The 22,863-nt window shown below is 65.6% G+C and carries 23 protein-coding genes; 8 read left to right on the top strand and 15 right to left on the bottom strand.

Annotated features, from left to right (window positions below; genetic code table 11):
* Positions 1-67: 67 nt before the first annotated feature.
* Positions 68-1,093, bottom strand: coding sequence for a tRNA (adenosine(37)-N6)-threonylcarbamoyltransferase complex transferase subunit TsaD (gene tsaD, locus ACTT2I_RS00185; RefSeq protein ID WP_070471538.1), 1,026 nt, complete (start codon positions 1,091-1,093; stop codon positions 68-70).
* Between the two features lie 167 nt (positions 1,094-1,260).
* On the opposite strand from tsaD, the gene rpsU reads away from it, so the two are divergent.
* Both rpsU and ACTT2I_RS00175 read left to right on the top strand, forming a co-directional pair.
* A complete protein-coding gene (gene rpsU / locus ACTT2I_RS00180) occupies positions 1,261-1,476 on the top strand; it encodes a 30S ribosomal protein S21 (protein ID WP_002808376.1) in 216 nt (71 codons plus the stop codon).
* Between the two features lie 136 nt (positions 1,477-1,612).
* The gene (locus tag ACTT2I_RS00175; protein WP_070426478.1) at positions 1,613-2,059 is read left to right on the top strand and encodes a GatB/YqeY domain-containing protein; all 447 of its coding nucleotides are present in this window, start codon (positions 1,613-1,615) and stop codon (positions 2,057-2,059) included.
* Positions 2,060-2,128: 69 nt separating this feature from the next.
* On the opposite strand, the gene ACTT2I_RS00170 is transcribed toward ACTT2I_RS00175, so the two are convergent.
* Positions 2,129-3,064, bottom strand: coding sequence for a hypothetical protein (locus tag ACTT2I_RS00170; RefSeq protein ID WP_293980856.1), 936 nt, complete (start codon positions 3,062-3,064; stop codon positions 2,129-2,131).
* Between the two features lie 147 nt (positions 3,065-3,211).
* On the opposite strand from ACTT2I_RS00170, the gene ACTT2I_RS00165 reads away from it, so the two are divergent.
* From ACTT2I_RS00165 to ACTT2I_RS00150, 4 genes are all read left to right on the top strand, one after another.
* Positions 3,212-4,126: a YihY/virulence factor BrkB family protein gene (locus tag ACTT2I_RS00165; RefSeq protein ID WP_088434564.1), complete on the top strand. Its 915-nt coding sequence runs from the start codon at positions 3,212-3,214 to the stop codon at positions 4,124-4,126.
* Between the two features lie 63 nt (positions 4,127-4,189).
* A complete protein-coding gene (gene dnaG / locus ACTT2I_RS00160) occupies positions 4,190-5,920 on the top strand; it encodes a DNA primase (RefSeq protein WP_421100693.1) in 1,731 nt (576 codons plus the stop codon).
* Positions 5,921-5,967: 47 nt separating this feature from the next.
* Positions 5,968-6,465 (top strand): beta-lactamase hydrolase domain-containing protein, encoded by a 498-nt coding sequence (locus ACTT2I_RS00155; protein WP_421100708.1) that lies wholly within the window; start codon positions 5,968-5,970, stop codon positions 6,463-6,465.
* Positions 6,466-6,517: 52 nt separating this feature from the next.
* The gene (locus ACTT2I_RS00150; protein ID WP_421100694.1) at positions 6,518-7,498 is read left to right on the top strand and encodes a bile acid:sodium symporter family protein; all 981 of its coding nucleotides are present in this window, start codon (positions 6,518-6,520) and stop codon (positions 7,496-7,498) included.
* A gap of 195 nt (positions 7,499-7,693) precedes the next feature.
* Here the strand turns inward: ACTT2I_RS00150 and ACTT2I_RS00145 are convergent, their stop codons facing one another.
* The 6 genes from ACTT2I_RS00145 to ACTT2I_RS00120 form a co-directional block, all read right to left on the bottom strand.
* Entirely contained in the window at positions 7,694-8,434 is a 741-nt protein-coding gene (locus tag ACTT2I_RS00145) for a hypothetical protein (RefSeq protein ID WP_421100695.1), read from the bottom strand.
* Between the two features lie 796 nt (positions 8,435-9,230).
* Positions 9,231-10,046 carry a calcium-binding protein gene (locus tag ACTT2I_RS00140; RefSeq protein WP_421100696.1) on the bottom strand — a complete coding sequence of 272 codons (816 nt, stop codon included), beginning with the start codon at positions 10,044-10,046 and terminating at the stop codon, positions 9,231-9,233.
* 72 nt (positions 10,047-10,118) lie between these two features.
* On the bottom strand, positions 10,119-11,009 hold the full coding sequence (gene cyoE, locus ACTT2I_RS00135; RefSeq protein WP_421100697.1) for a heme o synthase: 891 nt from the start codon (positions 11,007-11,009) through the stop codon (positions 10,119-10,121).
* Between the two features lie 4 nt (positions 11,010-11,013).
* The gene (locus ACTT2I_RS00130; RefSeq protein WP_421100698.1) at positions 11,014-12,225 is read right to left on the bottom strand and encodes a COX15/CtaA family protein; all 1,212 of its coding nucleotides are present in this window, start codon (positions 12,223-12,225) and stop codon (positions 11,014-11,016) included.
* 11 nt (positions 12,226-12,236) lie between these two features.
* Positions 12,237-12,812 (bottom strand): hypothetical protein, encoded by a 576-nt coding sequence (locus tag ACTT2I_RS00125; protein ID WP_102788907.1) that lies wholly within the window; start codon positions 12,810-12,812, stop codon positions 12,237-12,239.
* Between the two features lie 27 nt (positions 12,813-12,839).
* Entirely contained in the window at positions 12,840-13,574 is a 735-nt protein-coding gene (locus tag ACTT2I_RS00120) for an SURF1 family protein (protein ID WP_088434557.1), read from the bottom strand.
* A gap of 57 nt (positions 13,575-13,631) precedes the next feature.
* Between ACTT2I_RS00120 and ACTT2I_RS00115 the strand changes: the two genes are divergently transcribed.
* The gene (locus ACTT2I_RS00115; protein WP_019185993.1) at positions 13,632-13,850 is read left to right on the top strand and encodes a twin transmembrane helix small protein; all 219 of its coding nucleotides are present in this window, start codon (positions 13,632-13,634) and stop codon (positions 13,848-13,850) included.
* A gap of 40 nt (positions 13,851-13,890) precedes the next feature.
* Here ACTT2I_RS00115 and ACTT2I_RS00110 read toward each other — a convergent pair whose 3' ends face one another.
* The 6 genes from ACTT2I_RS00110 to ACTT2I_RS00085 all read right to left on the bottom strand — a co-directional run bounded on the left by ACTT2I_RS00110 (position 13,891) and on the right by ACTT2I_RS00085 (position 18,615).
* On the bottom strand, positions 13,891-14,766 hold the full coding sequence (locus tag ACTT2I_RS00110; RefSeq protein WP_421100699.1) for a cytochrome c oxidase subunit 3: 876 nt from the start codon (positions 14,764-14,766) through the stop codon (positions 13,891-13,893).
* 20 nt (positions 14,767-14,786) lie between these two features.
* Positions 14,787-15,377, bottom strand: coding sequence for a cytochrome c oxidase assembly protein (locus ACTT2I_RS00105; RefSeq protein ID WP_421100700.1), 591 nt, complete (start codon positions 15,375-15,377; stop codon positions 14,787-14,789).
* Entirely contained in the window at positions 15,374-15,508 is a 135-nt protein-coding gene (locus ACTT2I_RS00100) for a hypothetical protein (protein ID WP_019185996.1), read from the bottom strand. The genes ACTT2I_RS00105 and ACTT2I_RS00100 overlap by 4 nt, the downstream gene beginning before the upstream one ends.
* An 8-nt stretch (positions 15,509-15,516) precedes the next feature.
* Positions 15,517-17,127, bottom strand: a complete 1,611-nt coding sequence (ctaD, locus tag ACTT2I_RS00095) for a cytochrome c oxidase subunit I (protein ID WP_019185997.1) — start codon at positions 17,125-17,127, stop codon at positions 15,517-15,519.
* A 64-nt stretch (positions 17,128-17,191) separates the two neighbouring features.
* Positions 17,192-18,127, bottom strand: a complete 936-nt coding sequence (coxB, locus tag ACTT2I_RS00090) for a cytochrome c oxidase subunit II (protein WP_293980874.1) — start codon at positions 18,125-18,127, stop codon at positions 17,192-17,194.
* A gap of 11 nt (positions 18,128-18,138) precedes the next feature.
* Complete coding sequence (locus tag ACTT2I_RS00085) at positions 18,139-18,615, bottom strand: DUF2244 domain-containing protein (RefSeq protein ID WP_313212742.1); 477 nt, start codon at positions 18,613-18,615, stop codon at positions 18,139-18,141.
* Positions 18,616-18,891: 276 nt separating this feature from the next.
* On the opposite strand from ACTT2I_RS00085, the gene putA reads away from it, so the two are divergent.
* Positions 18,892-22,131, top strand: coding sequence for a bifunctional proline dehydrogenase/L-glutamate gamma-semialdehyde dehydrogenase PutA (gene putA / locus ACTT2I_RS00080; RefSeq protein ID WP_421100701.1), 3,240 nt, complete (start codon positions 18,892-18,894; stop codon positions 22,129-22,131).
* Between the two features lie 57 nt (positions 22,132-22,188).
* Here putA and ACTT2I_RS00075 read toward each other — a convergent pair whose 3' ends face one another.
* Positions 22,189-22,833, bottom strand: coding sequence for a hypothetical protein (locus ACTT2I_RS00075; protein WP_293980880.1), 645 nt, complete (start codon positions 22,831-22,833; stop codon positions 22,189-22,191).
* Positions 22,834-22,863 lie beyond the last annotated feature (30 nt).

Genomic DNA, 22,863 nt, shown 5'->3' with positions numbered 1-22,863 from the left:
TGGAAGATGGCGACCATGGTAACGGGGCTGTCCGGAATGTGCCGGGAATCGGGCGGTGGGGCGCGCCTCACACCGCCGGCAGCGTCGCCATGTCCCAGCGCGGCGTCACCTGCACCTGCGGCGGGGTGTGCTGGCCCGCTTCCAGGCGCAGGGCGCCGGCGAAGGCGATCATCGCGCCGTTGTCGGTGCACAGCGCCGGGCGCGGGAAGCAGGCGCGGCCACCGCGGCGGGCGGCCATCTGCTGCAGCTTGGCGCGCAGGCGCTTGTTGGCCCCTACGCCACCGGCCACCACGATCACATCGGTGCCCGCCGCATCCAGCGCGCGTTCGCACTTGATCGCCAGGGTGTCGACCACCGCATCTTCAAACCCGCGCGCGATATCGGCGCGGGTCTGTTCGCTCTGGTCGCTGTCGCGCCAGGCCAGCAGCACCTGGGTCTTCAACCCGGAGAAGCTGAAATCCAGCCCGGGGCGGTCGGTCATCGGGCGGGTGAACTTGAACCGGCCCGGGGTGCCGCGCTCGGCCAGGGCAGCCAGCTGCGGACCACCGGGGTACGGCAGGCCCATCAGCTTGGCGGTCTTGTCGAAGGCCTCGCCGGCGGCATCGTCCAGGGTCTCGCCCAGCAGGCGGTACTGGCCGATCCGGTCCACCGCCACCAGCTGGGTATGCCCGCCGGACACCAGCAGGGCCACGAAGGGCGCCTGCGGGGGGTCGTCTTCCATCAGCGGGGCCAGCAGATGCCCTTCCATATGGTGGACACCGACCGCCGGCACCTCCAGCGCCCAGGCCAGCGAACGGGCCACGCCCGCCCCGACCAGCAGCGCGCCGACCAGGCCGGGGCCGGCCGTATAGGCCACCCCGTCGATGTCGGCCACGGTCATGCCGGCCTCGGCCAGGGTCTGGCGGATCAGCGGCAGCAGCTTGCGCACGTGGTCGCGGCTGGCCAGCTCGGGCACCACCCCGCCGTACTCGGCGTGAAGGGCGATCTGGCTGTAGACGGCGTGGGCGCGCAGGGCGTCGATCCCGGACAGGGAGGTGTCATACACCGCCACGCCGGTCTCATCGCAGGAAGATTCGATACCAAGGACTCGCATAACGGGTATTATGGACCTCTTCAGGCCCCGGCAGACGTACGCTGGCCTGTCTCAGCATCACCCGTGGCCAAGAAGTTCGCCGGGGTGGGTTGCAACTTCTTTTCTCGCCGCTATAATGTGCGGCTCTCACCGGGCGTGACCCGGTTCTACTGTGTCCCGGAGATTCCATGCCCAGCGTTAAAGTCCGCGAGAACGAGCCCTTCGAGTTTGCGCTCCGTCGCTTCAAGCGCACCTGCGAAAAGGCCGGCGTGCTGGCCGAAACCCGCAAGCGCGAGTTCTATGAAAAGCCGACCCAGGAGCGTAAGCGTAAGGCTGCCGCTGCTGTGAAGCGTCAGCTGCGCCGTTCGTCGCGCGACGTCACCAAGCGTCAGCGCCTGTACTGATCGGACGCAACTTCGATACGGCAGGCCCTGGCCTGTCGTGACGGAGCCGAAGCCGGAACGCGCGAGCGTTACCGGCTTTTTGCGTTCCAGCGCTTCGGCGCCCCGCTTTCCTTTTTCACCGACACGAGGTGTTCCCATGAGCCTGAAGCAGCAGCTCACCGATGACATGAAGGCCGCCATGAAGGCCGGCGAGAAGCACCGCCTGGGCGTGATCCGCCTGATGAACGCCGCGATCAAGCAGCGCGAAGTCGACGAGCGCATCGAGCTGGACGACGCCGCCGTGCTCGCCGTGCTGGAAAAGATGGTCAAGCAGCGCAAGGATTCGGTCACCCAGTTCGAAGCCGCCGGTCGCGAAGACCTGGCCGTGATCGAGCGCGAGGAAATCGTGGTGATCGACCAGTACCTGCCGGCCAAGCTGGGCGAGGCCGAGATCGTGGCCGCCATCCAGGCCGCCATCGCCGAAACCGGCGCAACCACCCCGGCCGACATCGGCAAGCTGATGGGCGCGCTCAAGCCGCGCCTGGCCGGTCAGGCCGACATGGGCCTGGTGTCCAAGCTGGTCAAGCAGCAGCTGGCCGGCTGATCCCGCCGCCACGCCGCACAGGAAAAGGCCCGCATCTCGCGGGCCTTTTCAGTTTCAGCAGATCCGTTGTCAGGTGGCCTGGCGGCAGTTGCGCAGCGTCATCGAGCTTTCCTCGATCGAACTGATCTCGCCTTCCAGCTTGGCCCAGTCGCGCTCGCGCAGCATGGTGAAGTTGGCCGCCTGGTCCGACGCGAATTCGCAGCGGATCGTGTAGTTGTTGTTGTTGTAGCTGTCGCTCTGGCGGACGCGCAGCAGGCCGCGGGTGGGCGTGACCAGATAGTTGATCGAGCCGATGTCACCAGGCTTGGTCGAGTACGTGTTGGGATTGACGGTATAGATCTGGCCGTCGATCTGGTAGCGCCGCCCCACATACTTGGCGTACAGCGGCAGGAACGTGGCCGAGCGGTCGCCCTTGTCTTCCTTGTTGGTGGTGGTACCCAGCATCAGGTCCTTGAAGGCACCGGCACTGCGGTACAGGGCCATCGTGTCTTTGACTTCCTTGCCCATCATCTTGGACAGATCCGGTGCCGCCACGGCCTCCATGGCCGGCATCGGGTACTGGGTGCGTCCCGCTGCGGCAACCGCGTCGCCCTGGCTGCCCGCCTTGAGCTTATCCAGCATCCCGCACATCGACTGCTTGGCCGCCGCCGGCTCGATCGACTGCCCTCGGGCCAGTTTGGTCGCCAGGGTGACCCGACCGGTCCGGTCGGCGGTGCCCACCAATACCAGCGGGGTGCGCAGCCCTTTGCGCTGGATCAGGTACTGATCGCCCGTATCGCCCTGCACCAGCTGCCCAGCGACTTCAAATTCGTCATCGCCGCCAATCTTGCGCAACTGGTCCAGCGCGCTCTGCACCTTCAGCCCCGGTACGGTGACATCGGCCATGTAAAGCGCACCGTTGCGCGCGTCCCCTACCGTCTTGAAGGCCTTGTCGCAGGCCCCGGCAGCCATCGCCGGACCTGCGGCCGCCAACAGCGCCATCGTCGTGTAGACCATTCCTTTCATGAAGCGTCCTTTCTGCTGTGAAGGTGGAAAACCGGGCAAAAGGATAGCGCGATATCTGTCAAGATCAGGCCTTGATCGGACCGCTTCACCCAGCCCACCCCGGGTATTTGCTAGAACAGGGGCCTCGCTCCCGACCCGACGCCGTCCATGCACCAACCGAGCCACTCCCTGTCCAAGGTCCGCAAGCACATGGCGCGGCTGGAGAAGAGCTTTCCCGCCGTACTGGTGCGCCGCTTCATCGATGCGGACGTGATGACCCAGGCCGCCGCGCTGGCCTTCTATGCCCTGCTCTCGATGGCGCCGCTGCTGGTGCTGCTGCTGTGGCTGACGGCCTCGCTGTATCCCCCCGCGCAGCAGGCGCTGCTGGGCCAGATCAATGATGTGGCCGGCACCAGTGCCGCCTCGGTGGCGGAGACCGTGCTCAGCAACGCCAACAACCAACCGGACATCGGCACCCTTGCCGGCGTGTGGAGCACCCTGCTGCTGTTCGTTGGCGCCACGGCGGTGTTCGCCCAGCTGCAGAATGCCCTCAACCTGATCTTCAACACCAGCGGCGAACGCCTGGATGGCATCGTGGCGTGGCTGCGCAAGCGCGTGTTCTCGTTCGGCGTGGTGCTGGCGCTGGGCTTCCTGCTGATCCTGTCGATGACCGCCACCACCATGCTGCAGGTGGTCTTCGCGCACCTGCCCTCGGTACTGCCGGCGATCGGCTATCTGACCAGCCTGGCGCTGTACACGGTGGGCTTCGCTTTCCTCTACCACTACCTGCCCGACCGCCGCGTGGCGTGGCGCCAGGCCTTCATCGGCGGTGCGATCACCTCGGCACTGTTCGCACTGGGCCGTTATGGCATCGGCCTGTACATCGCCACCGTCGCACCGGGCAGCGCGTATGGCTCGATGGGCGCCCTGGTGATCTCGCTGGTGTGGATCTACTACGCCACCGTGGTGTTCTTCGTCGGCGCCCTGATGACCTCGGTGATCGATGAGCGCCTGCGTGCCCATGCCTACCTCGCCCAGGCCGGTGTCGAGCCGCCGAAACCGGGCGAAACGGCCGGCAGCTAGTAGACTAGCGGTACCCCCGCTTCCGCGCGTGGCCGTGATCGGCCATGCCCCCGCCTGCTGCCCATGGCCCGTATCCCCGACGCATTCATCGACGACCTGCTGGCCCGCTCCGACATTGTCGAGGTGGTGGGCAGCCGCGTACCGTTGAAGCGCCAGGGCAAGGAATATGCTGCGCGCTGCCCGTTCCATGACGAGCGCTCGGCCTCGTTCACGGTCTCGCCGACCAAGCAGTTCTATCACTGCTTCGGCTGCGGGGCCCATGGCACGGCGATCAGCTTCCTGATGAATTACGACCGCCTCGAGTTTCTCGACGCGGTCGATGAGCTGGCCAAGCGCGTGGGCATGGAAGTGCCGCGCGATACCCAGCCGCGCACCGCCCAGCAGCAGGACGACAGCCGCGATCTCTACTCGGCCCTGGATGCGGCCACGCGCTTCTTCCAGACCGCGCTGAAGGGCAGCGACAAGGCACGCGCCTACCTGGACCAGCGCGGGGTCGATGAGGAAAACCGCGAGCGCTTTGCCATCGGTTACGCACCGGATGGCTACAGCGCACTGAAGGATGCACTGGGCAAGGACGAGCGGCGGATGAAGCTGCTCGACCGCGCCGGGCTGTTCTCCAAGAACGACCGCGGCCACGTCTACGACAAGTTCCGCGACCGGGTGATGTTCCCGATCTTCGACCGCCGTGGCCGCGTGATCGCTTACGGCGGCCGGGTCATGGAGAAGGACGACGGCCCGAAGTACCTCAACTCGCCCGAGACCGCACTGTTCCACAAGGGCCGCGAGTTGTACGGCCTGTGGCAGGTGCGCCAAGCCAACCAGAAGATCGAGCGGCTGATCGTGGTCGAGGGCTACATGGACGTGGTCTCGCTGTTCCAGTTCGGCGTCACCCAGGCGGTGGCCACGCTGGGCACGGCGACCACGCCGGACCATGCCGAGCTGCTGTTCCGCAACGCGCCGGACGTGTTCTTCTGCTTCGATGGCGATGCCGCCGGCCGTCGCGCCGGCTGGCGTGCGCTGGAGTCGGTGCTGCCGCGCATGAAGGACGGCCGCCAGGCCTTCTTCCTGTTCCTGCCCGATGGCGAAGACCCGGACACCATCGTGCGCAAGGAAGGCCGCGAGGGCTTCGATGCGCGCCTGCAGCAGGCCACGCCGCTGTCGCAGTTCTTCTTCGACGAGCTCACCCGTGAGGTCAACATGGGCACGCTCGACGGCAAGGCCCGCCTGGCCGAACGGGCCAAGCCGATGCTGGCGCAGATTCCCGATGGCGCCTTTGGCGACCTGATGAAGCAGCAGCTGACCACGCTGACCGGGCTGGGCGCCAAGCCCAGCGCATCCGCGCCGCCCTCGCGCGCCCCGCAGCGCGCGGTCGCGCCGGCGCAGCGCCGCAGCCTGGTGCGCGCGGCCATCGCGATTCTGCTGCAGCAGCCCTCGCTGGCGATGACGCTGGACGGCCACCACTTCACCGGCCTGCGCCTGCCCGGCATCGAACTGCTGACCGAACTGCTGACCCTGGTCGAGCAGCGCCCGGACATCAGCACCGGGGCGCTGCTGGAGCACTTCGAAGGCCGCGAGGAACAGGAATCGCTGCACAAGCTGGCCGCGCAGACGCTGCCCGGCGATGAGGCGATGTGGACCCAGGAACTGCATGACGCCGTGGCCCAGCTGGAGAAACAGCTGCTGATGCAACGTCTGGATGAGCTTCAGTCAAAGCAGAGCCAACAGGGTCTGGATGATACTGACAAGTACGAGCTGCGCGAACTGCTCAAGGCGCGCAGCACCCTCCGCTTCTGAGCAACGGAGCCGCCGTGGCATCCCACATCGTCAGTCCCGCTGCATCGATCGTCCGCCGGTTCCGCCTTGCTGCCATTACCGCACTGTTGGCGGTGTGCCTCCCCGCCTGGGCGGCGGAGCTGCCCTTCGCACAGCCACGGCCGCAGCTCTACACCGCGGGCCAGCCCAGCGCAGCCCAATTGCAGCAGGCCGCTGCGGCCGGGGTCACCACCCTGATCGACCTGCGCCAGCCCGACGAAGCGCGCGGCTTCGATGAAACCGCCGCGGCCGAACGCCTCGGCCTGCGCTACGTGCGCATTCCGATTGCCGGTGCCGCCGGCCTGACCGACGCCAACGCGCAGGCGCTGCGTACCGCGCTGGCGCAGAGCCAGGGCCCGGTGCTGCTGCACTGCGCCTCCGGCAACCGTGCCGGTGCGCTGCTGGCACTGCTGGAGGCGCGTAACGGTGCCTCGGTGGATGAGGCACTGACGCTCGGCCGCGCGGCCGGCATGACCTCGCTGGAAGCGCCGACCCGTGTCCTGCTGGAGCAGGACGCCACGCGTTGACCCTGCTCTTCTTTCCCCGCCCGCTTCCCTGCCCTACAGGAGTCTGCCCACCATGACCCGCTGGTGGTCGCGCCTGCGACCGGACAACTTCACCCTCGCCCTGCTCTGCACCGTGCTGCTGGCGTCCTTCCTGCCGATGCACGGCGCCGCCGCGATGGTGCTCGACGATGTCACCGACGTCGCCATCGCCGCCCTGTTCTTCCTGCACGGCGCGCGCCTGCCGCGGGAGTCGATCGTCGCCGGGCTGCTGCACTGGCGCCTGCACCTGACCATCCTGGCCTGCACCTTCGTGATGTTCCCGTTGCTGGGGCTGATGTTCAAACCGCTGGATGGCTGGCTGCTGACGCCGGAGCTGTACATCGGCGTGCTGTTCCTGTGCGCGCTGCCGTCCACCGTGCAGTCCTCGATCGCGTTCACCTCGATCGCACGTGGCAACGTTCCGGCGGCGGTGTGCAGCGCCTCGCTGTCGAGCATCCTCGGCGTGTTCCTGACCCCGCTGCTGCTGGCCCTGCTGGCCGGCACCGAAGGCGGCATGCACAACCCCGGCCAGGCCATCGTCAGCATCATGCTGCAGCTGCTGGTGCCGTTCGTGGCCGGCCATCTGCTGCGCCCGTGGATCGCCCGCTGGGTCGAAAAGCAGCGCGCCCTGCTGCGCTACACCGACCAGGGCACGATCCTGCTGGTGGTCTACTCCGCCTTCGGCGAAGCGGTCAGCGAGGGGCTGTGGAGCAAGACGCCGCTATTGTCGCTGCTCAGCGTGGCGGTGGTGGCGGCGGTGCTGCTCGGCATCGCAATGCCGCTGATCCGCTTCATCGCGCGCCGGCTGGGCTTCAACCGCGAAGACGAGATCACCATCCTGTTCTGCGGCTCGAAGAAAAGTCTGGCCACCGGCGTGCCGATCGCCAAGGTGCTGTTCGCCGGCGGCAGCCTCGGTGCGATCGTGCTGCCGATCATGATCTACCACCAGATCCAGCTGATCGTCTGCGCGATGATCGCGCAACGGTATGCGCGTGATCCGGTCAACCCGCGGTAGGGTCGCTCGACAGACGACCGCCGATACCGGTGAGCGGCCGATGATGGGCGTAATGCCGAACGACATCGGCCGTTCGACACACCTTCGACAAAGGTCATGCCGCCATTGCGCTGATCGACGTTATCTGAAGTCGTCTGTCGAGCGACCCATCCGGAGGACAGCACTTGGGAGCGTTGAGCCGTTATCGCCGTCGTATCAATCTTTCACACTAGCGGCGATCTGTTGCAACACGATGGCTTTTTGCTCCACGTCGCCTTCACCGATAGCGATCAGCGAGTAGGCCTTGCTTTCACCTGCCCATTCCAACGTTGTGCGGCTGCGCCCAAGGTCATCCAAGACTTGTTCCAACTGCGCAGGCACACCGTTAACGCGGATGTTCTGAAACTCTGCGATCACCTCTACTTTGCTGCCTGGCGCACGAAAGTTGTGTTCATTGAACTCGACGATACCCAGGCCATTCACGCGATAGAAACGGGTTAGACCGGTGGATTTGAGCCCGTCCAGTACGCCGCTTGGCTCCATTCCGATCAGCTCCGCCGCCCCAAGAATTGTGCTTTGGAGATCGGATGGCGGGGAAGGCAATCGCCTACGCAGTTCTGCGTTGGAACGTACGGTTGTCGGAAGCGAAGAGATCAGCTGACCCTGGGATGGGATCTCGTCATTGGAAACCCGCCGCACTCCGGCTCGACTTAGCGCTATTTCGGCACGGAAGTGTTGCTTGACTTCTTCGGGTGCATCCAACTCAGACAAGGGAATGACCTGATAGGTGCCCTGCTCCGACGAGCGGCGCACTCCATTGCTGCTGTCTTCCATTGCGGCGCGCATGGTGCGCTCATTCAACCACTTTCCTACTGCATCCACTTCGTCCTGGGCACTAAAGCTCGGGGCACTGTACAGCGACGCAGCAACCAGTAACGACACGGCCAAAGAATTCATGAAAGTCACCATTCGGTCAGATTGCAATTGACTGCGTAAGTGTTTGCGGTATTTACCCTGCCCCTGAAAATCCAAGTGTGGTAGCCCTTCACCGTGATCCGCTCGTTGTGAGACTGGTCGCCCGCGCGAAACCGCCACCAAACCGTCCCATTGTTGGGCGCGCCCAGGGTGTGCCTCGGTTTCAGTTCACCTTGCGCATGATGTGTGCTCGCGGCTGATCCCGGCATTCTCCTGAAAAGCGGCCTGTCATACGTGATTGATTCATTGACGGACAGCAGACAGTTGGCACGACTTAGGGTTTTCATTGCAGCAGATGCTTCTGCACTAATGAGCAGGGCAGTAGCCGTCGCGGCTACGACTCCGATGTCTCTTATGGACGTCACTTGAGCACCATTGGATTGAGCGAGCAAAGTCTCGCGACGTCATTTCTACGGGGTTGTTTCTGATGAAAGTGAGCGCTGTGTATCGTTGCAGGTCGTGCAATCGGCTCCCCACCCCTCGACGCGAGGGTTCCTTACAAGAAACCGTGCCTCAAGCGCCATCCATGTGAGAGGAGTGCCGGGAGGTCGTCTCCCAAATGACACTACGCATGGATGCAGAGCGGCGCGGTCGCAGGATGCGGAGAAGCGCCCCGCCGGTATCGGTGATTGGCGGACGGTAAGCGCGGTTGCAAACGTAACGGCGCTCACAAAGCCAAACTCCGGCAAAGGTCATGCCTTACCAGGCGGGTGGGGTCGGCGTGCGGTCGTTTGGGAAGCGACCCTACCAAGGCACCGCATCTTCGGCATTCGCCTCGCTACGGATCCGTCAGCGTCCCCACGCTCAGCTCCGGCAGCTGCACCCACACGTCGTAGGACCGTTCCGGATCCGTTTCGACGACCGGATCCTGCACCGGCAATTCACGCAGCGTGAGCGCGCGGCAGGGGTTCATGCAGCCCCAGAACTGCCCACGCAGAGCTTCCACGCGCACGCTGTACAGCGGAAGGTCCAGCAGGTACGACGCCATGGTGCGGTGCTTCATCTCCGGCGGCGCGTCCGCGAAGGGGTAGCGCATCGCATGCACGTTACCAGTGAGCACCAACATCCGCGTCACGGCCGGCAGTGCGTTGAACTGCTGGCGCAAGTGCGTAGCCATCGCAGCGTCGCGATCCATATCGCTGTCGTACGTACTGATTTCAATGTCATAGCCGGCCACGCCTATGTCGCGCCCCTGCACGCGCAGCGTCTCGATCAGCGCCAGCATGTCCCGGCTGCGGCGCCCGTCGTGCTGGTCGTCCTTTACCTGCCAGAACGGCGAGGTGCGCAGTGCCGCCCGCGCATCAGCATCGCCGCTGGAGCGCAGGTAACGCGCCAGCGCAGCGTTCTCGCTCATCGGCAGTTCCAAGCCCAACCGCACCGGTGCGTTGTCGCGGCTGTAGCGTTCCATCAGGTCGGCCACCAGCAGCGGTGTCTCGGCGGTGCCGTGGTATTCGCCCAGCATCACCAGGCGGTGGTTGCCCGCCAAGGTCACTATCTGCGTTGCGGTGTCAGCGACACTGCCTGCCGGCACGGCAGCGGCTGTGCCGCACACCATCGAAGCCACCATTACAGCCATCCAGAGCCATCGCTTCATACCGTCACGTCCTGTTGGGGTCATGAAAGCAATGGCGATGCTATGGCCGGTTTCAAGCCCGGCGCAGGAAGCTCACAGGAACGGCAGCATCCAGTGGTCCACCATCAGGAAGGCGAACAGCGCCATCAGGTAGACGATGGAGTAGCCGAACATCTTCATCGAGAACAGTTCGTCGGGCGGGTTGAGCATGCGCCAGGCGTACCAGAGGAAGACCGCGTTGAGCACGATCGCGCCGCCCAGGTAGAACATGCCGCTCATGCCGAACACGACCGGCAGGATGCTGACGATGGCCAGGGCGATCGAATAGACCATGATCGACTTGCGGGTGTACGCCACGCCGTGCGTCACCGGCAGCATCGGGATCTCTGCCTTGGCGTAATCCTCGCGGCGGAAGATCGCCAGCGCCCAGAAGTGCGGCGGGGTCCAGATGAAGATGATCAGCACCAGCAGCGACGCGTAGGCCCAGTCCCACGGGCCCTGCATGCCGGTGATCGCGGCCCAGCCGAGCATCGGCGGGGTGGCGCCGGCAAGGCCGCCGATGACGATGTTCTGCGAGGTCGCGCGCTTGAGGTACACGGTGTAGATCACCGCATACCCGATCAGCGAGGCGAAGGTCAGCACGGCAGTGATCACGTTGACCCAGACCACCAGGATCGTCATCGACAGCGCGATCAGCAGGCCGGCGAACACCAGCACCTGCCACGGCTTGACCTTGCCCACCACCAACGGGCGCCAGGACGTGCGCGCCATCTGTGCATCGATGCGCGCGTCCAGCAACTGGTTGATCGCCGCGGCGGCCGAGGCCGCCAGCCAGATGCCGAGGAAGCCCAGCGCGCCGTCCAGCGCCTGCTGCGCGGTCGGCAACCCAGGGATGGCCAGGAACATGCCCACCAGGGCGGTGAACACGATCAGGGCGACGACCTTGGGCTTGGTCAGATCCCAGTACTGACGGTAACTGGCCATGCCGTCAGCCCGCCTGCACGGCAGGGGAGGCAGCGCTGGCCTTGCCGCCCTCGGCATCCGGTGCGCGCAGGCGCGCCAGCAGCGTCACCAGCACGAACAGCAGCGCCACAGCGCCACCGCTATGCGCGACGGCCACTTCCAGCGGCACCGCCAGCTTCACGTTGAGGATGCCCAGGGTGATCTGCAGCACCACCAGCAGACCCAGTGCGCTCGCCCAGCCGCGCATGCTCGGCAGGCGGAACAGGCGCACCGAGAGCCACAGCAGGTACACAGCCACCACGATCGCCATCATCCTGTGTGCCATCTGGATCGCGATGCGCGAGGCGCCATCCAGCACGCCCCCTTCGTAATCCACGCCGATGCCGCGCCACAGGGTGAAGCCTTCCTTGAAGTCATGCGGCGGCCACCACTGGCTGACGCAGCGCGGGAAGTTGTCCAGCGAGGCGCTGCCGCCACCGCAGGCGAGTGCGGCGTAGTTGGCACTGACCCAGCCGCCGAGGGCGATCTGCGCGACCAGCACGGCCACGCCGGCACGGATCAGCCATTTCAGCTTGGGCGCTTCGGCCAGGGTGATCGGCATGTGCGTGGCGCGCCACGCCATCCACACCAGCAGGCCGAACATCAGCATGCCGCCGAGCAGATGCCCCATCACCACGATCGGCTTGAGCAGCCAGGTGACGGTCCACATGCCGAGCAGCGCCTGGAAGATCACCACGGCCAACGTCAGCAACGCAGCGCGGGCCAGATCGATGTTGGTCCAGCGCAACGCGGCGATCAGCAGGATCGCTTCGCCGATCAAGGCGATGATGCTCGCCGGAACATGCATGCCCATCATGTACAGCGGTATGCCGGCGGCCACCAGCACACAGGCGGTGATCACCGCAGTGCTGCCCCAGCGACGGCGGCGCGTGGCCAGCAGCGCCAGGGTGAGGATCTCGATGCCGAGTGCGCCGGCCAGGAAGCGGTGCACCTGCTCGCGCCACGCCTTGTGCGTTTCCAGCGGGCGGATCTTGGCGGCCTCGTGGCCGATCACTTCCTCGGCGTGCTGCGGCCAGGTGACGCGGCCATAGCAGGTCGGCCAGTCCGGGCAGCTCAGGCCCGCATCGGACAAGCGCACGAACGAACCGAACATGATCGTGCTGGCGGTCATGATCAGCGCAAACCACGCCAGACGGTGGAAATTGCGGTGCAGCACCGGGCGTGCGGAGAGGCTCATCTAAACGGAACTCACTTCAGTTTCAGCAGCGTGGCCAGGTCTTTGCGCAGACCGGCCATATCGAATCCCGGCGCGTACCGCATGATCACGAATCCGTTGGGATCGATCACATACACAGGCGTGCCGGCGGCGTCATCCACGGCGGGCAAAGCGGCACGCAGGTCCGGTTGGGCGCGCAGCGCGCGCAGTGCGGGCATGCCCTGGACCTCGGCCGGCGGCGTGCCCAGCCACAGGATCTCGACATTATCGGCGTTATGGCCGAACAGCTGCCACACCTTGCCCAATCCCTGCGACAAAGTGACGCACTCGCTGGTACAGCTGGCAGACGGGGCCACCAGGATCCGCCAGGTGCGATCGTTGGGGTTCCACGGGTACGGCTGACCATCGGCCAGGGTCGGCGGCAGCGCGCGCAGGTCGGCCGGCGGCTGCAGCAGCTGCCCCGTATTACGGTGCGAGGTCGGCTGCCAGCCGGAGAAGCGCAGCACGCCGGCCAGCGCCATGGCACCGAAGAACACGCCGAACAGGGCGATCAGGGTCCAGCGCCCGCGTGAGCGGGACGGCAGCCGTGCCGGGGAAGTGGCATTCATGGGCGGCATTTTCTCATGTTGAGCCGGTCAGCGCCGGGGAGTGCCACGCCGGCGGCGATGGCGTCGGAATTCCAGGACCAGCGCGACCACCAGCACGGTCAACGCCAGCCCGAACCATTGCACGGCGTAGCCCAGATGGCGACTGGGCGGCAGGGTATTGGGCAGCAGCTCCAGATCGCGTGCATAGCCGCCTGGCAGCGCCGGATCCAGCCGCAGCACGCGCGCCGCGAGGCTGCCCTGCGGCAGCGACAGCGCGTGCGCCATCTCCTCCGGCGGCATCCGGCTGGCCAGCCATACGCCCGGCTGCGGCGCGGGCGACAGCGCCGGGCCCAGTGCCAGGCCGGTAGCCGGCGGCGGCGCCAGCAGGCCGCTGATGGCCGTGGGGCCGCTATGCGGGGTGATCGGCGGGATCACACGGTCGGGCGGCATCGGCAGCCAGCCCAGATCGACCAGCACCCGCGCGCCGTCGTCACTCTGGAACGGCTGATAGACCTTGATCCCGGCCCGGCCTTCGCGGGTCTGGTTGTCGAGCAGCAGCGTACCGGGCAGGAAGCGGCCGCGGTCCTCCACCCAGCGCAGCACCGGCGGTGCGGCCAGCGCCTGGCGCAGAGTGAGTGACTGCGCACGCGCTGGCACCTGCTGGGCCAGCAGCGCCTGTTTTTCATGCATGCGCTGCAGTTGCCAGCGGCCGAGCTGGCAGAACGCGAGGATGACGAGTACCGCGGCGATCCAGCCAATCAGGCGTGTGTGCTTGCGCATCATGACAACGCCGGCAAAACGCGGTGATATAGGCGCACCCGCCACGCCATCGAGCCGCGCATGAATGATTCGTTGAAGACCCTGCTGGTAATCGCGTTTCTGATCGTCATCGTCTGGAATCTGGGCGCCGGGCTGTATTACCTGCTGGTCGATCGCGGCCAGACCAAGCGCACCGTCAATGCCCTCACCCGCCGCATCGCGGTGTCGGTGGCGCTGATCGTGCTGGTGGTCATCGGCATCTACAGCGGTTGGATCAAGCCCCACGGCATCGGCGGCTGAGGCCGCACCGGCGTCGATGCGGCAGGACGTCGCACCGACGCTACAGCACGTAGACGAACAGGAACAGCATCAGCCACACCACGTCGACGAAGTGCCAGTACCACGCGGCGGCTTCGAATCCGAAATGGTTGTCGCGGGTGAAATGCCCCTTCGACGAGCGCAGCCACATCACCGCCAACATGATCGTGCCGAGCAGCACGTGCACGCCGTGGAACCCGGTAAGCATGAAGAACGTCGAGCCGTAGATGCCCGAGCCCAGGGTGAGGTTGAGTTCCTCGTAGGCGTGGATGTACTCCTCCGCCTGCAGCGTGAGGAAGCCCACGCCCAGCAGCACGGTGATGCCCAGCCAGACCAGCAGCTGTCGGCGGTGACCAGCCTTGAGCGCGTGATGCGCGATGGTCAGGGTCACGCCGGAGGTCAGCAGGATCAGGGTGTTGATCAGCGGCAGGCCCCAGGCCGGAATGGTCTGGAAATGCCCGCCGATCGCGCCGGGGCCGTTGGTCGGCCACGCCGCCGAATAGCCATCCCACAGCAGCTCATTGGTCATCACGCCGTCGCCCGCACCGCCCAGCCACGGCAGGCCCAGGTTGCGGGTGTAGAACAGCGCACCGAAGAATGCGCCGAAGAACATCACCTCGGAGAAGATGAACCACACCATCCCCATCCGGAACGAGCCGTCCACCTGGCGGTTGTAGCTGCCGGCCTGCGATTCGCGCACCACGTCGCTGAACCACCAGAACAGGGTCAGCACCAGCATCGCGATGCCCGCGTAGAAGGTCCACTTGCCCCAGCTGGAATCGTTGAGCCAGCTGGCCACGCCGACCATGGTCACCATCATCGCAATGGAACCGATGAACGGCCATTTGCTGTGCGTGGGCACGAAGTACACGTTCGCATCGGGGCTTTGCTGGGCCATGGTCTTGGGTCCGGTCCGGATCAGGGAGCTGCACGCGCGCCGGTCGGCAGGTTGGCCGGGGCCAGCTGCGCGGACAAGGCGTCGTTCTTGTAGAAGGTGTAGGACAGGGTGATCGTGGTGATGTTGGCCGGCAGGTCGGGATCGACGATGAAGCGCACCGGCATGTCGCGTTTCTCACCGGCCTGCAGGGTCTGCGCGGTGAAGCAGAAACACTCGGTCTTGCTGAAGTAGCCCGACGCCTTGGCCGGTGCCACCGAGGGCACCGCGCTGCCGACCAGCGCGCGGTCGCTGTCATTGCGCGCGTAATACAGTGCTTCATTGAGCTCGCCGGGCACCACGTCCATCGTCAGCTGTTCGGGATGGAACGCCCACGGCAGCTTGGAATTCACGCCACCATCGAACTCGACCCGCACCGTGCGCTTGCCGGTGGCGGCCGCAGTGCCGGCCGCGGCACCGGGGCCGCGCTCCAGGCGCACGCCGAACACCTTCTCGCACGCGATGCGGTACAGCGGCACCAGCGAGAAGGTCAGCACGAACACCGCCAGGGCCACCCCGATCAGGCGGGGCAGGCCCGCGTGACGCGCGGGCGGGGCCGGGCGCGGATCGCTCATCGCCCGATCACCCCGCTGAGGATGAAGCCGGCATAGACCATCACCGCAACGATGCCGACCGCCCATGCGGTGCGATGCGCGCGGCGGCGTTGCAGGGCCTGCTCATCGGGGGTGCGGAGCGTACTGGTCATGAGCGGCCTCAATGGGTGATGTCGTCATGCGCCAGATCACCCGGACGGATGGTCGGTGGCGTGGTGAAAGTGTGCGCCGGTGCGGGCGACGGGATCGTCCACTCCAGGCCACGTGCGCCTTCCCAGCAGCGGTCGGCGGCCTTCGCGCCGTGGCGCAGCGAGTGCCACAGGATCGCAGCCATCATGAAGGGCGTGACGAACATGCCGAACGCGCCGATCGAGCTGATCAGGTTCCAGTCTGCAAAGGCCACGCTGTAATCCGGAATACGCCGCGGCATGCCGGCCAGGCCGAGGAAGTGCTGCGGGAAGAACAGCAGGTTCACGAACACGATCGACCACCAGAAGTGCACCTTGGCCCAGGTTTCGCTGTACATGCGCCCGGTCCATTTGGGCCACCAGTAGTACACCGCGGCGATCAGCCCGAACACCGCGCCGGTGACCAGCACATAGTGGAAGTGCGCGACCACGAAGTAGGTGTCGTGGTACTGGAAGTCGGCCACCACGATCGCCAGCATCAGCCCGGAGAAGCCGCCGATGGTGAACAGGATCACGAAGGCCACCGCCCACAGCATCGGGGCTTCGAAGGTGAGCGAGCCACGCCACATGGTGCTGACCCAGTTGAACACCTTTACCCCGGTCGGAATGGAGATGAGCATCGTGGCGAACATGAAGTAGATTTCGCCGCCCAGCGGCATGCCCACGGTGAACATGTGGTGGGCCCAGACGATGAAGGACAGGAAGGCGATCGCGGCGATCGCGTAGACCATGGCCTGGTAGCCGAACAACGGCTTGCGGCTGAAGGTGGGGATGATCTCGCTGACCACGCCGAACGCCGGCAGGATCATGATGTAGACCTCCGGGTGCCCGAAGAACCAGAAGATGTGCTGGTACATCACCGGGTCACCGCCACCGGCGGCGTTGAAGAAGCTGGTGCCGAAGAATTTGTCGGTGAGCAGCATCGTCACCGCACCGGCGAGCACCGGCATCACCGCGATCAGCAGGAAGGCGGTGATCAGCCAGGCCCAGCAGAAGATCGGCATCTTGAGCAGATCGATGCCGGGCGCGCGCATGTTGAGCACGGTGGCGATGATGTTGATCGCGCCCATGATCGAGCTGATGCCGGCCACGTGGATGGCGAACACGCTGAAGGCTACGTTGTAGCCGCCCTGCAGCGACAGCGGCGGGTACAGGGTCCAGCCACCGGCGGGGGCGCCGCCGGGCAGGAACAGGGTCAGCAGCAGCAGGCTGAAGGCCACCGGCAGCAGCCAGAACGACCAGTTGTTCATGCGTGGCAGGGCCATGTCCGGCGCGCCGATCTGCAGCGGGATCATCCAGTTGGCCAGGCCGACGAAGGCCGGCATCACCCCACCGAAGATCATCACCAGTGCATGCACGGTGGTCATCTGGTTGAAGAACTCGGGCTTGACGAACTGCAGCCCCGGTTGCGCCAGTTCGGCGCGGATGATCACGCTCATCGCCGCGCCGATGATGAACATGATGAAGCTGAAAAGCAGGTAGAGCGTGCCGATGTCCTTGTGGTTGGTCGAGAAGAACCAACGCTCGAAGAACCCCTGCTGATGCCCGTGATGCCCGTCGTGGTCAACTGCGGAATGCGCCATCGCAACTACACCTCACTGTATCCGGTGGTACCCGCATCCGCCGGCTGGCGGACACGGCTCGATTTCAGGCGTTGCTGTCTGTTGCTGCAGCGGCAGGCTCAGCGGCCGGTGCCGGGGTCGCCTCGGCCGGGGCGGCTGGCGCAGGTGCCGGGGCCGCCTCCGGTGCAGGGGCCGGCGCAGGCTTCTTGGAGGCGAGCCATTTCTGGTAATCCTCCTTGGAAACCGCCTCGACCACGATCGGCATGAAGCCGTGATCCTTGCCACACAGTTCGGCGCACTGACCGCGGTACACGCCGGGCTGCTCGATGTTGGTCCAGGCCTCGTTGATGAAGCCGGGAATCGCATCCTGCTTCCAGCCCAGCGCCGGCACCCACCAGGCGTGGATGACGTCATCGGAGGTGATCACGAAGCGCACCTTGGTATCGACCGGCAGCACCAGCCGATTGTCGACATCCAGCAGGTAATGCGGGTGGCTGTCGCGGGTCGGCACCACGCCACTCTGGCGCACCCGGTCGGATTCACGGTCCAGGCGGCTGGTGAAACTGACGTTCTCGCCGAGGTATTCGTACTTCCACATCCACTGATAGCCGGTGACCTTGACGGTCATTTCCGAATCGCGGGTGTCGTAGAACTTGATCAGATTGGCCGTGGCCGGCCAGGCCATCACCACCAGGATGATTACCGGAATCACCGTCCAGATGACCTCGGCCTTGGTGTTGTGGCTGAAGGTGGCGGCCACCGCCCCCTTGGATTTGCGGAACTTGAAGATCGCGTAGAACAGCGCGCCGAATACCAGCACCCCGATCACGGTACAGACCCACAGCGAGAACAGGTTGGACTCCCACGCCAACCGCGAGCTCTGGGTCACCCCCTTGCCCATGTTCAATTGCCACGGTTTGGGGTCGGCCGCCTGGGCCCACGCCATGGCCGGCGCCAGCAGCGCGGCCCCGCTCAACACTGTCTTCCCGAACGTCCTGCCCCACTTTCTGCATTGCTTCATTGCCTAGACCCTTAGCGTCGTCGGTTGCGGCCGTCATTGGCCGCGAGCAAGCCTTCTAGTTTCTGAGCCAGTACCTGGCGTTCGGCCGGTGCGAGGAAACTCCCCACGTCCACCTGCCTACCGCTGGATGCCAGCCGGACTCTGCGTTCGTCGGCGCTCAGCCTCACCCAGTGCGGGTGGGCGCTGAACACCGGCGAATGCCCGGGTGCGGGAATCACTTCCACGCACGCCGGCACTACCCGGATCTCTTCCTGCCGTTCTCCACTGCGCCACACCGTGCGCAGCGCCACTGCCAGCAACACGCTGTACAGCAGAGCAAACACGGGGGCGAATACATTGCCGGTGAACCAGCCCAGGCCGGCCGCCAGCCACATCACCCCCGCCAACACTGCAAACAACAGGACGAACTGCCGGGCATCGAGCGCCCGTGGGGGACGCAGCCGCAGTTGCGTCCCTGATCCGTCCGGAGCGATGAGCACCTCGATCATGTCGCAACCGCGTTTTTCCTGCCGCGGGAAACGTCTCGATGGTAGCCCTGCTCTCCAGCGAGTAGCAAGGGTCCATTCACAGTTTCAGGAATGTTGCAATACAGCATCACGTGCGGCGGCCGTTTTGACGAAATCAGCACAATAAATCGCACCCGGGTCGATTCCGCCGAATCCCCCTGTATGAAAGGCTATGCGATGGGTGGCGAAGGCTACGCAAAGCGCTTGACTCGCCCAAAAAACGATTAAAATGGTCAAGTTCTCCACGAGCCGACTGGCATGACTGCATCCTCTGTCCTCCCCCCTGCCCCGGCGTCGTCCGGTGGCGCCCGCCCGCCGCTGCTGTCCCCCGAGCTGCCGGCCGTTCCCAACGCGTTCCGCCAGGCGATCACTGATGCCTGGTTGAAGGACGAGGCTACCCATGTGCGCGAGCTGCTGGAGCAGGCACGCCTGCCCGCCGCCGAGCAGGCCAGGGTGCAGGCCACCGCTGCCGACCTGGTCAAGCGCGTGCGCGTGCGTGCACAGGATCAGGGCGCGATCGAGGCCTTCATGCGCCAGTACGATCTGGGCAGCGAGGAAGGCGTGCTGCTGATGTGCGTGGCCGAAGCCCTGCTGCGCATTCCGGACCAGGAGACGGCCGACAAACTGATCCGCGACAAGCTCGGCGATGCCGACTGGAAGAAGCACATGGGCGGCAGCGACTCGGTGCTGGTCAATGCTTCCACCTGGGGCCTGATGCTGACCGGCCGCCTGGTGCAGATCAACGATGCCACCCGCGCCGATGTGCCGGGCGCGTTCAAGCGCCTGATCGGTCGCGTGGGCGAGCCGGTGATCCGCCTGGCCGTGCGCCAGGCGATGAAGATCATGGGTCACCAGTTCGTCATGGGCCGCACCATCGACGAAGCGCTGTCGCGCTCGCACAAGGGCGACAACGCCAATTACCGCTATTCGTTCGACATGCTCGGCGAAGGCGCGCTGACCATGAAGGACGCCAAGCGTTACCTGGAAGACTACCGCCGTGCGATCCACTCGATCGGTGGCGACCACAAGGCCCGCGGCGGCCGTCCCGATGGCGACGTCAATTCGGCACCAGGCATCTCGATCAAGCTCTCCGCGCTGTACCCGCGCTATGAGCACGCCAAGCGCGTACGCGTCATGGCCGACCTGGTCCCGGGTGTGCTGGAACTGGCGCAGCTGGCCAAGTCCTACGGTATCGGCTGCACCGTGGACGCCGAAGAGACCGACCGCCTGGAGCTGTCGCTGGACATCATCGAAACCGTGGTCAGCGACGCCTCGCTCGCCGGCTGGGAAGGCTTCGGCGTGGTCGTGCAGTCGTATCAGAAGCGCACGCCGTACACGATCGACTACCTGGCCGATCTGGCCCGCCGCATCGGTCGCCGCCTGCAGGTGCGTCTGGTCAAGGGCGCTTACTGGGACGCGGAGATCAAGCGCGCGCAGATCGACGGTCTGCCGGCCTACCCGGTGTTCACCCGCAAGCAGAACACCGACGTGTCCTACCTGGCCTGCGCCAAGCGGCTGTTCACGCACAGCGATGCGATCTACCCGATGTTCGCCACGCACAACGCGCACACCATCGCGGCCGTGCAGGCGATCGCCAAGGGCGGCCAGTACGAGCACCAGAAACTCCACGGCATGGGTGATGACCTGTATGCCGAAGTGGTGCCGGCCGACCGTCTGAACGTGCCGTGCCGCGTGTACGCGCCAGTCGGTTCGCATGAAGACCTGCTGCCGTACCTGGTGCGCCGCCTGCTCGAAAACGGCGCCAATTCCAGCTTCGTCAACCGCATTACCGACGAGAACGTAGCCATCGACGACCTGATCCGCGATCCGGTGGACGTGGTCTCCTCGTTCGCGTCCATCCCGCATCCGAAAATCCCGCTGCCGGTCGATCTGCTGCGCAGCCAGAACCATGACAGGAAGAACTCCATGGGCGTCAATCTCGCCAACGACAACGATCTGCGCGCTCTGGCCGAGCAGCTCAACGCGGCCGTGCCCGCGCCGGGTAAGGGCGGGTGGCACGCCGCGCCGCTGGTGCCGGGTGCCAACCCGACCGGTGCGCTGTTGAACGTGACCAACCCGTCTGATACCCGCCAGGTCGTCGGCCAATGGCAGCCGGCCGACAGCGCCACCGTGGAAAAGGCACTGGCCAATGCCGTGGCCGCGCAGCCGGCCTGGAACCGCACCCCGGCCGCCAGCCGCGCAGCGATCCTCGAGCACGCTGCCGACCAGCTGGAAGCACGCCTGCCGGAGTTCATGGCGCTGTGCGTCAAGGAAGCCGGCAAGAGCCTGCCCGACGGCATCGCCGAAGTGCGCGAAGCGGTCGACTTCCTGCGCTACTACGCCAAGCAGGCGCGCGAGCAGTTCGGCCATGCCGAGAAGCTGCCGAGCCCGACCGGTGAATCCAACGAGCTGCAGCTGCATGGCCGCGGTGTGTTCGTCTGCATCAGCCCGTGGAACTTCCCGCTGGCAATCTTCCTGGGCCAGGTCAGCGCCGCACTGGCGGCCGGCAACAGCGTGATCGCCAAGCCGGCCGAGCAGACCAACCTGATCGGCTACTACGCGGTGAAGCTGCTGCTCGACGCCGGCGTGCCCGAAGGCGTGCTGCAGTTCCTGCCGGGCGACGGTGCGACCGTTGGCGCCGCGCTGACCGCCGACCCGCGCGTGGCCGGCGTCGCCTTCACCGGCTCCACCGACACCGCCCGTGCGATCAACCGTGCGATGGCCGCACGCGATGCCGCGATCGGTGTGCTGATCGCCGAGACCGGCGGCCAGAACGCCTTCATTGCCGACTCCTCGGCGCTGCCGGAACAGCTGGTCAAGGACGCGATCGGGTCGGCCTTCACCTCCGCCGGCCAGCGCTGCTCGGCCGCACGCGTGCTGTTCGTGCAGGACGACATCGCCGACAAGGTGATGACCATGCTGTCCGGCGCGATGGCCGAGCTGAAGGTCGGTGACCCGGGCCTGCTCTCCACGGATGTCGGCCCGGTGATCGATGCCGATGCGCTGCAGATTCTCAAGGACCATGCCGTGCGCATGGAGAAGGAAGCGCGCCTGATCGCCGCTGCCACGCTCAGCGACGAAGCGGCGCACGGCACCTTCTTCGCCCCGCGTGCGTACGAGCTGAAGAACCTGGACCAGCTGCACAAGGAAATCTTCGGGCCGGTGCTGCACGTGATCCGCTGGAAGGGCGATCAGCTTGATGCGGTGATCGACCAGATCAACGCGACCGGCTACGGTCTGACCCTGGGCGTGCATTCGCGCATCGACGAAACCGTCGACCGCATCTCCTCGCGCATCAATGTCGGCAACGTGTACGTCAACCGCAACCAGATCGGTGCGGTGGTCGGCGTGCAGCCGTTCGGCGGCCAGGGCCTGTCCGGTACCGGCCCGAAGGCCGGCGGCCCGCACTACCTGCTGCGCTTCGCCACTGAAAAGACCGTCACCGTGAACACCACGGCCGCTGGCGGCAATGCCTCGCTGCTGACGCTGGGCGACTGATTCCAGCGCGCGTGCGTTGAACGAAAAACCCCGCGAAAGCGGGGTTTTTTGTGGGTATTACTCTTCGATGGACTCGATCTCATCGCGCATCAGCAGTTCGTTGCCCAGGTAGCGCTCGAACTTGATGCGGCCGAAGCCGGCGGCGTACCAGGCCTCGATACGGTTGTCTTCGAAGGTCGCCGTGACGTGGCAGGTGTCCTTGAAGGTCCGCGGCTGGTAGCCGACTTCCGTCTCCAGATCTTCGAAGCCGACGAAGGTGTAATCGGAGAAGCCGTCGTAATCGATCGGCTCGACCGTCTCTTCGACATGGTTCGTGCGCTCGCCCTTGCCGTTGACTTCGAAACGATCGCCCGGCTTGGCGCTCTGCGGGAACGTCGGCGCAGGCTTGAAGATGTCGGTCATCACCGGCTTGGATGCGTCGCCACCCCAGGCGGAAATGCCGAGGCGCTCCTGGCCGAGGAGCTGGCGCCCGCTGGCATCGTAGTAGCTGGCCATGCCAACGCCACCACCGGCGCTGCTCACTTTGATTGCATTCTGGCCGGCGAAGGTGGCCTTCTCGATGGTCAGCGTTTCATCGCTGTTGGACCACGACATGCCCGGGGTCAGGGTAAAGCAGGCCGCAAAATCCGGTGCAGCCAGGGCCGGCAGCGCGAAGCTGGCCAGACCGAGAGCAAGCGAGGAGCGCAGCAGCAGAGACGACATATACAGATCCTTGTCAGTAAGCACGGGACG

The organism is Stenotrophomonas sp. PUT21 (assembly GCF_052232875.1).
Taxonomy (GTDB): domain Bacteria; phylum Pseudomonadota; class Gammaproteobacteria; order Xanthomonadales; family Xanthomonadaceae; genus Stenotrophomonas; species Stenotrophomonas maltophilia_N.
The sequence above is the reverse complement of the archived record's forward strand: the minus strand, read 5'-3'. Positions and strand labels throughout refer to the sequence as shown.

Coding starts and splice junctions, on each gene's coding strand:
- putA (WP_421100701.1), top strand. CDS start 18,892: ATGACTGCATCCTCTGTCCTCCCCCCTGCCCCGGCGTCGTCCGGTGGC.
- ACTT2I_RS00075 (WP_293980880.1), bottom strand. CDS start 22,833: ATGTCGTCTCTGCTGCTGCGCTCCTCGCTTGCTCTCGGTCTGGCCAGC.
- ACTT2I_RS00125 (WP_102788907.1), bottom strand. CDS start 12,812: ATGAATGCCACTTCCCCGGCACGGCTGCCGTCCCGCTCACGCGGGCGC.
- cyoE (WP_421100697.1), bottom strand. CDS start 11,009: ATGGCCAGTTACCGTCAGTACTGGGATCTGACCAAGCCCAAGGTCGTC.
- ACTT2I_RS00175 (WP_070426478.1), top strand. CDS start 1,613: ATGAGCCTGAAGCAGCAGCTCACCGATGACATGAAGGCCGCCATGAAG.
- ctaD (WP_019185997.1), bottom strand. CDS start 17,127: ATGGCGCATTCCGCAGTTGACCACGACGGGCATCACGGGCATCAGCAG.
- ACTT2I_RS00085 (WP_313212742.1), bottom strand. CDS start 18,615: ATGATCGAGGTGCTCATCGCTCCGGACGGATCAGGGACGCAACTGCGG.
- ACTT2I_RS00120 (WP_088434557.1), bottom strand. CDS start 13,574: ATGATGCGCAAGCACACACGCCTGATTGGCTGGATCGCCGCGGTACTC.
- ACTT2I_RS00115 (WP_019185993.1), top strand. CDS start 13,632: ATGAATGATTCGTTGAAGACCCTGCTGGTAATCGCGTTTCTGATCGTC.
- rpsU (WP_002808376.1), top strand. CDS start 1,261: ATGCCCAGCGTTAAAGTCCGCGAGAACGAGCCCTTCGAGTTTGCGCTC.
- ACTT2I_RS00165 (WP_088434564.1), top strand. CDS start 3,212: ATGCACCAACCGAGCCACTCCCTGTCCAAGGTCCGCAAGCACATGGCG.
- coxB (WP_293980874.1), bottom strand. CDS start 18,127: ATGAAGCAATGCAGAAAGTGGGGCAGGACGTTCGGGAAGACAGTGTTG.
- ACTT2I_RS00170 (WP_293980856.1), bottom strand. CDS start 3,064: ATGAAAGGAATGGTCTACACGACGATGGCGCTGTTGGCGGCCGCAGGT.
- dnaG (WP_421100693.1), top strand. CDS start 4,190: ATGGCCCGTATCCCCGACGCATTCATCGACGACCTGCTGGCCCGCTCC.
- ACTT2I_RS00130 (WP_421100698.1), bottom strand. CDS start 12,225: ATGAGCCTCTCCGCACGCCCGGTGCTGCACCGCAATTTCCACCGTCTG.
- ACTT2I_RS00140 (WP_421100696.1), bottom strand. CDS start 10,046: ATGAAGCGATGGCTCTGGATGGCTGTAATGGTGGCTTCGATGGTGTGC.
- ACTT2I_RS00150 (WP_421100694.1), top strand. CDS start 6,518: ATGACCCGCTGGTGGTCGCGCCTGCGACCGGACAACTTCACCCTCGCC.
- ACTT2I_RS00100 (WP_019185996.1), bottom strand. CDS start 15,508: ATGACCAGTACGCTCCGCACCCCCGATGAGCAGGCCCTGCAACGCCGC.
- ACTT2I_RS00145 (WP_421100695.1), bottom strand. CDS start 8,434: ATGAATTCTTTGGCCGTGTCGTTACTGGTTGCTGCGTCGCTGTACAGT.
- tsaD (WP_070471538.1), bottom strand. CDS start 1,093: ATGCGAGTCCTTGGTATCGAATCTTCCTGCGATGAGACCGGCGTGGCG.
- ACTT2I_RS00110 (WP_421100699.1), bottom strand. CDS start 14,766: ATGGCCCAGCAAAGCCCCGATGCGAACGTGTACTTCGTGCCCACGCAC.
- ACTT2I_RS00105 (WP_421100700.1), bottom strand. CDS start 15,377: ATGAGCGATCCGCGCCCGGCCCCGCCCGCGCGTCACGCGGGCCTGCCC.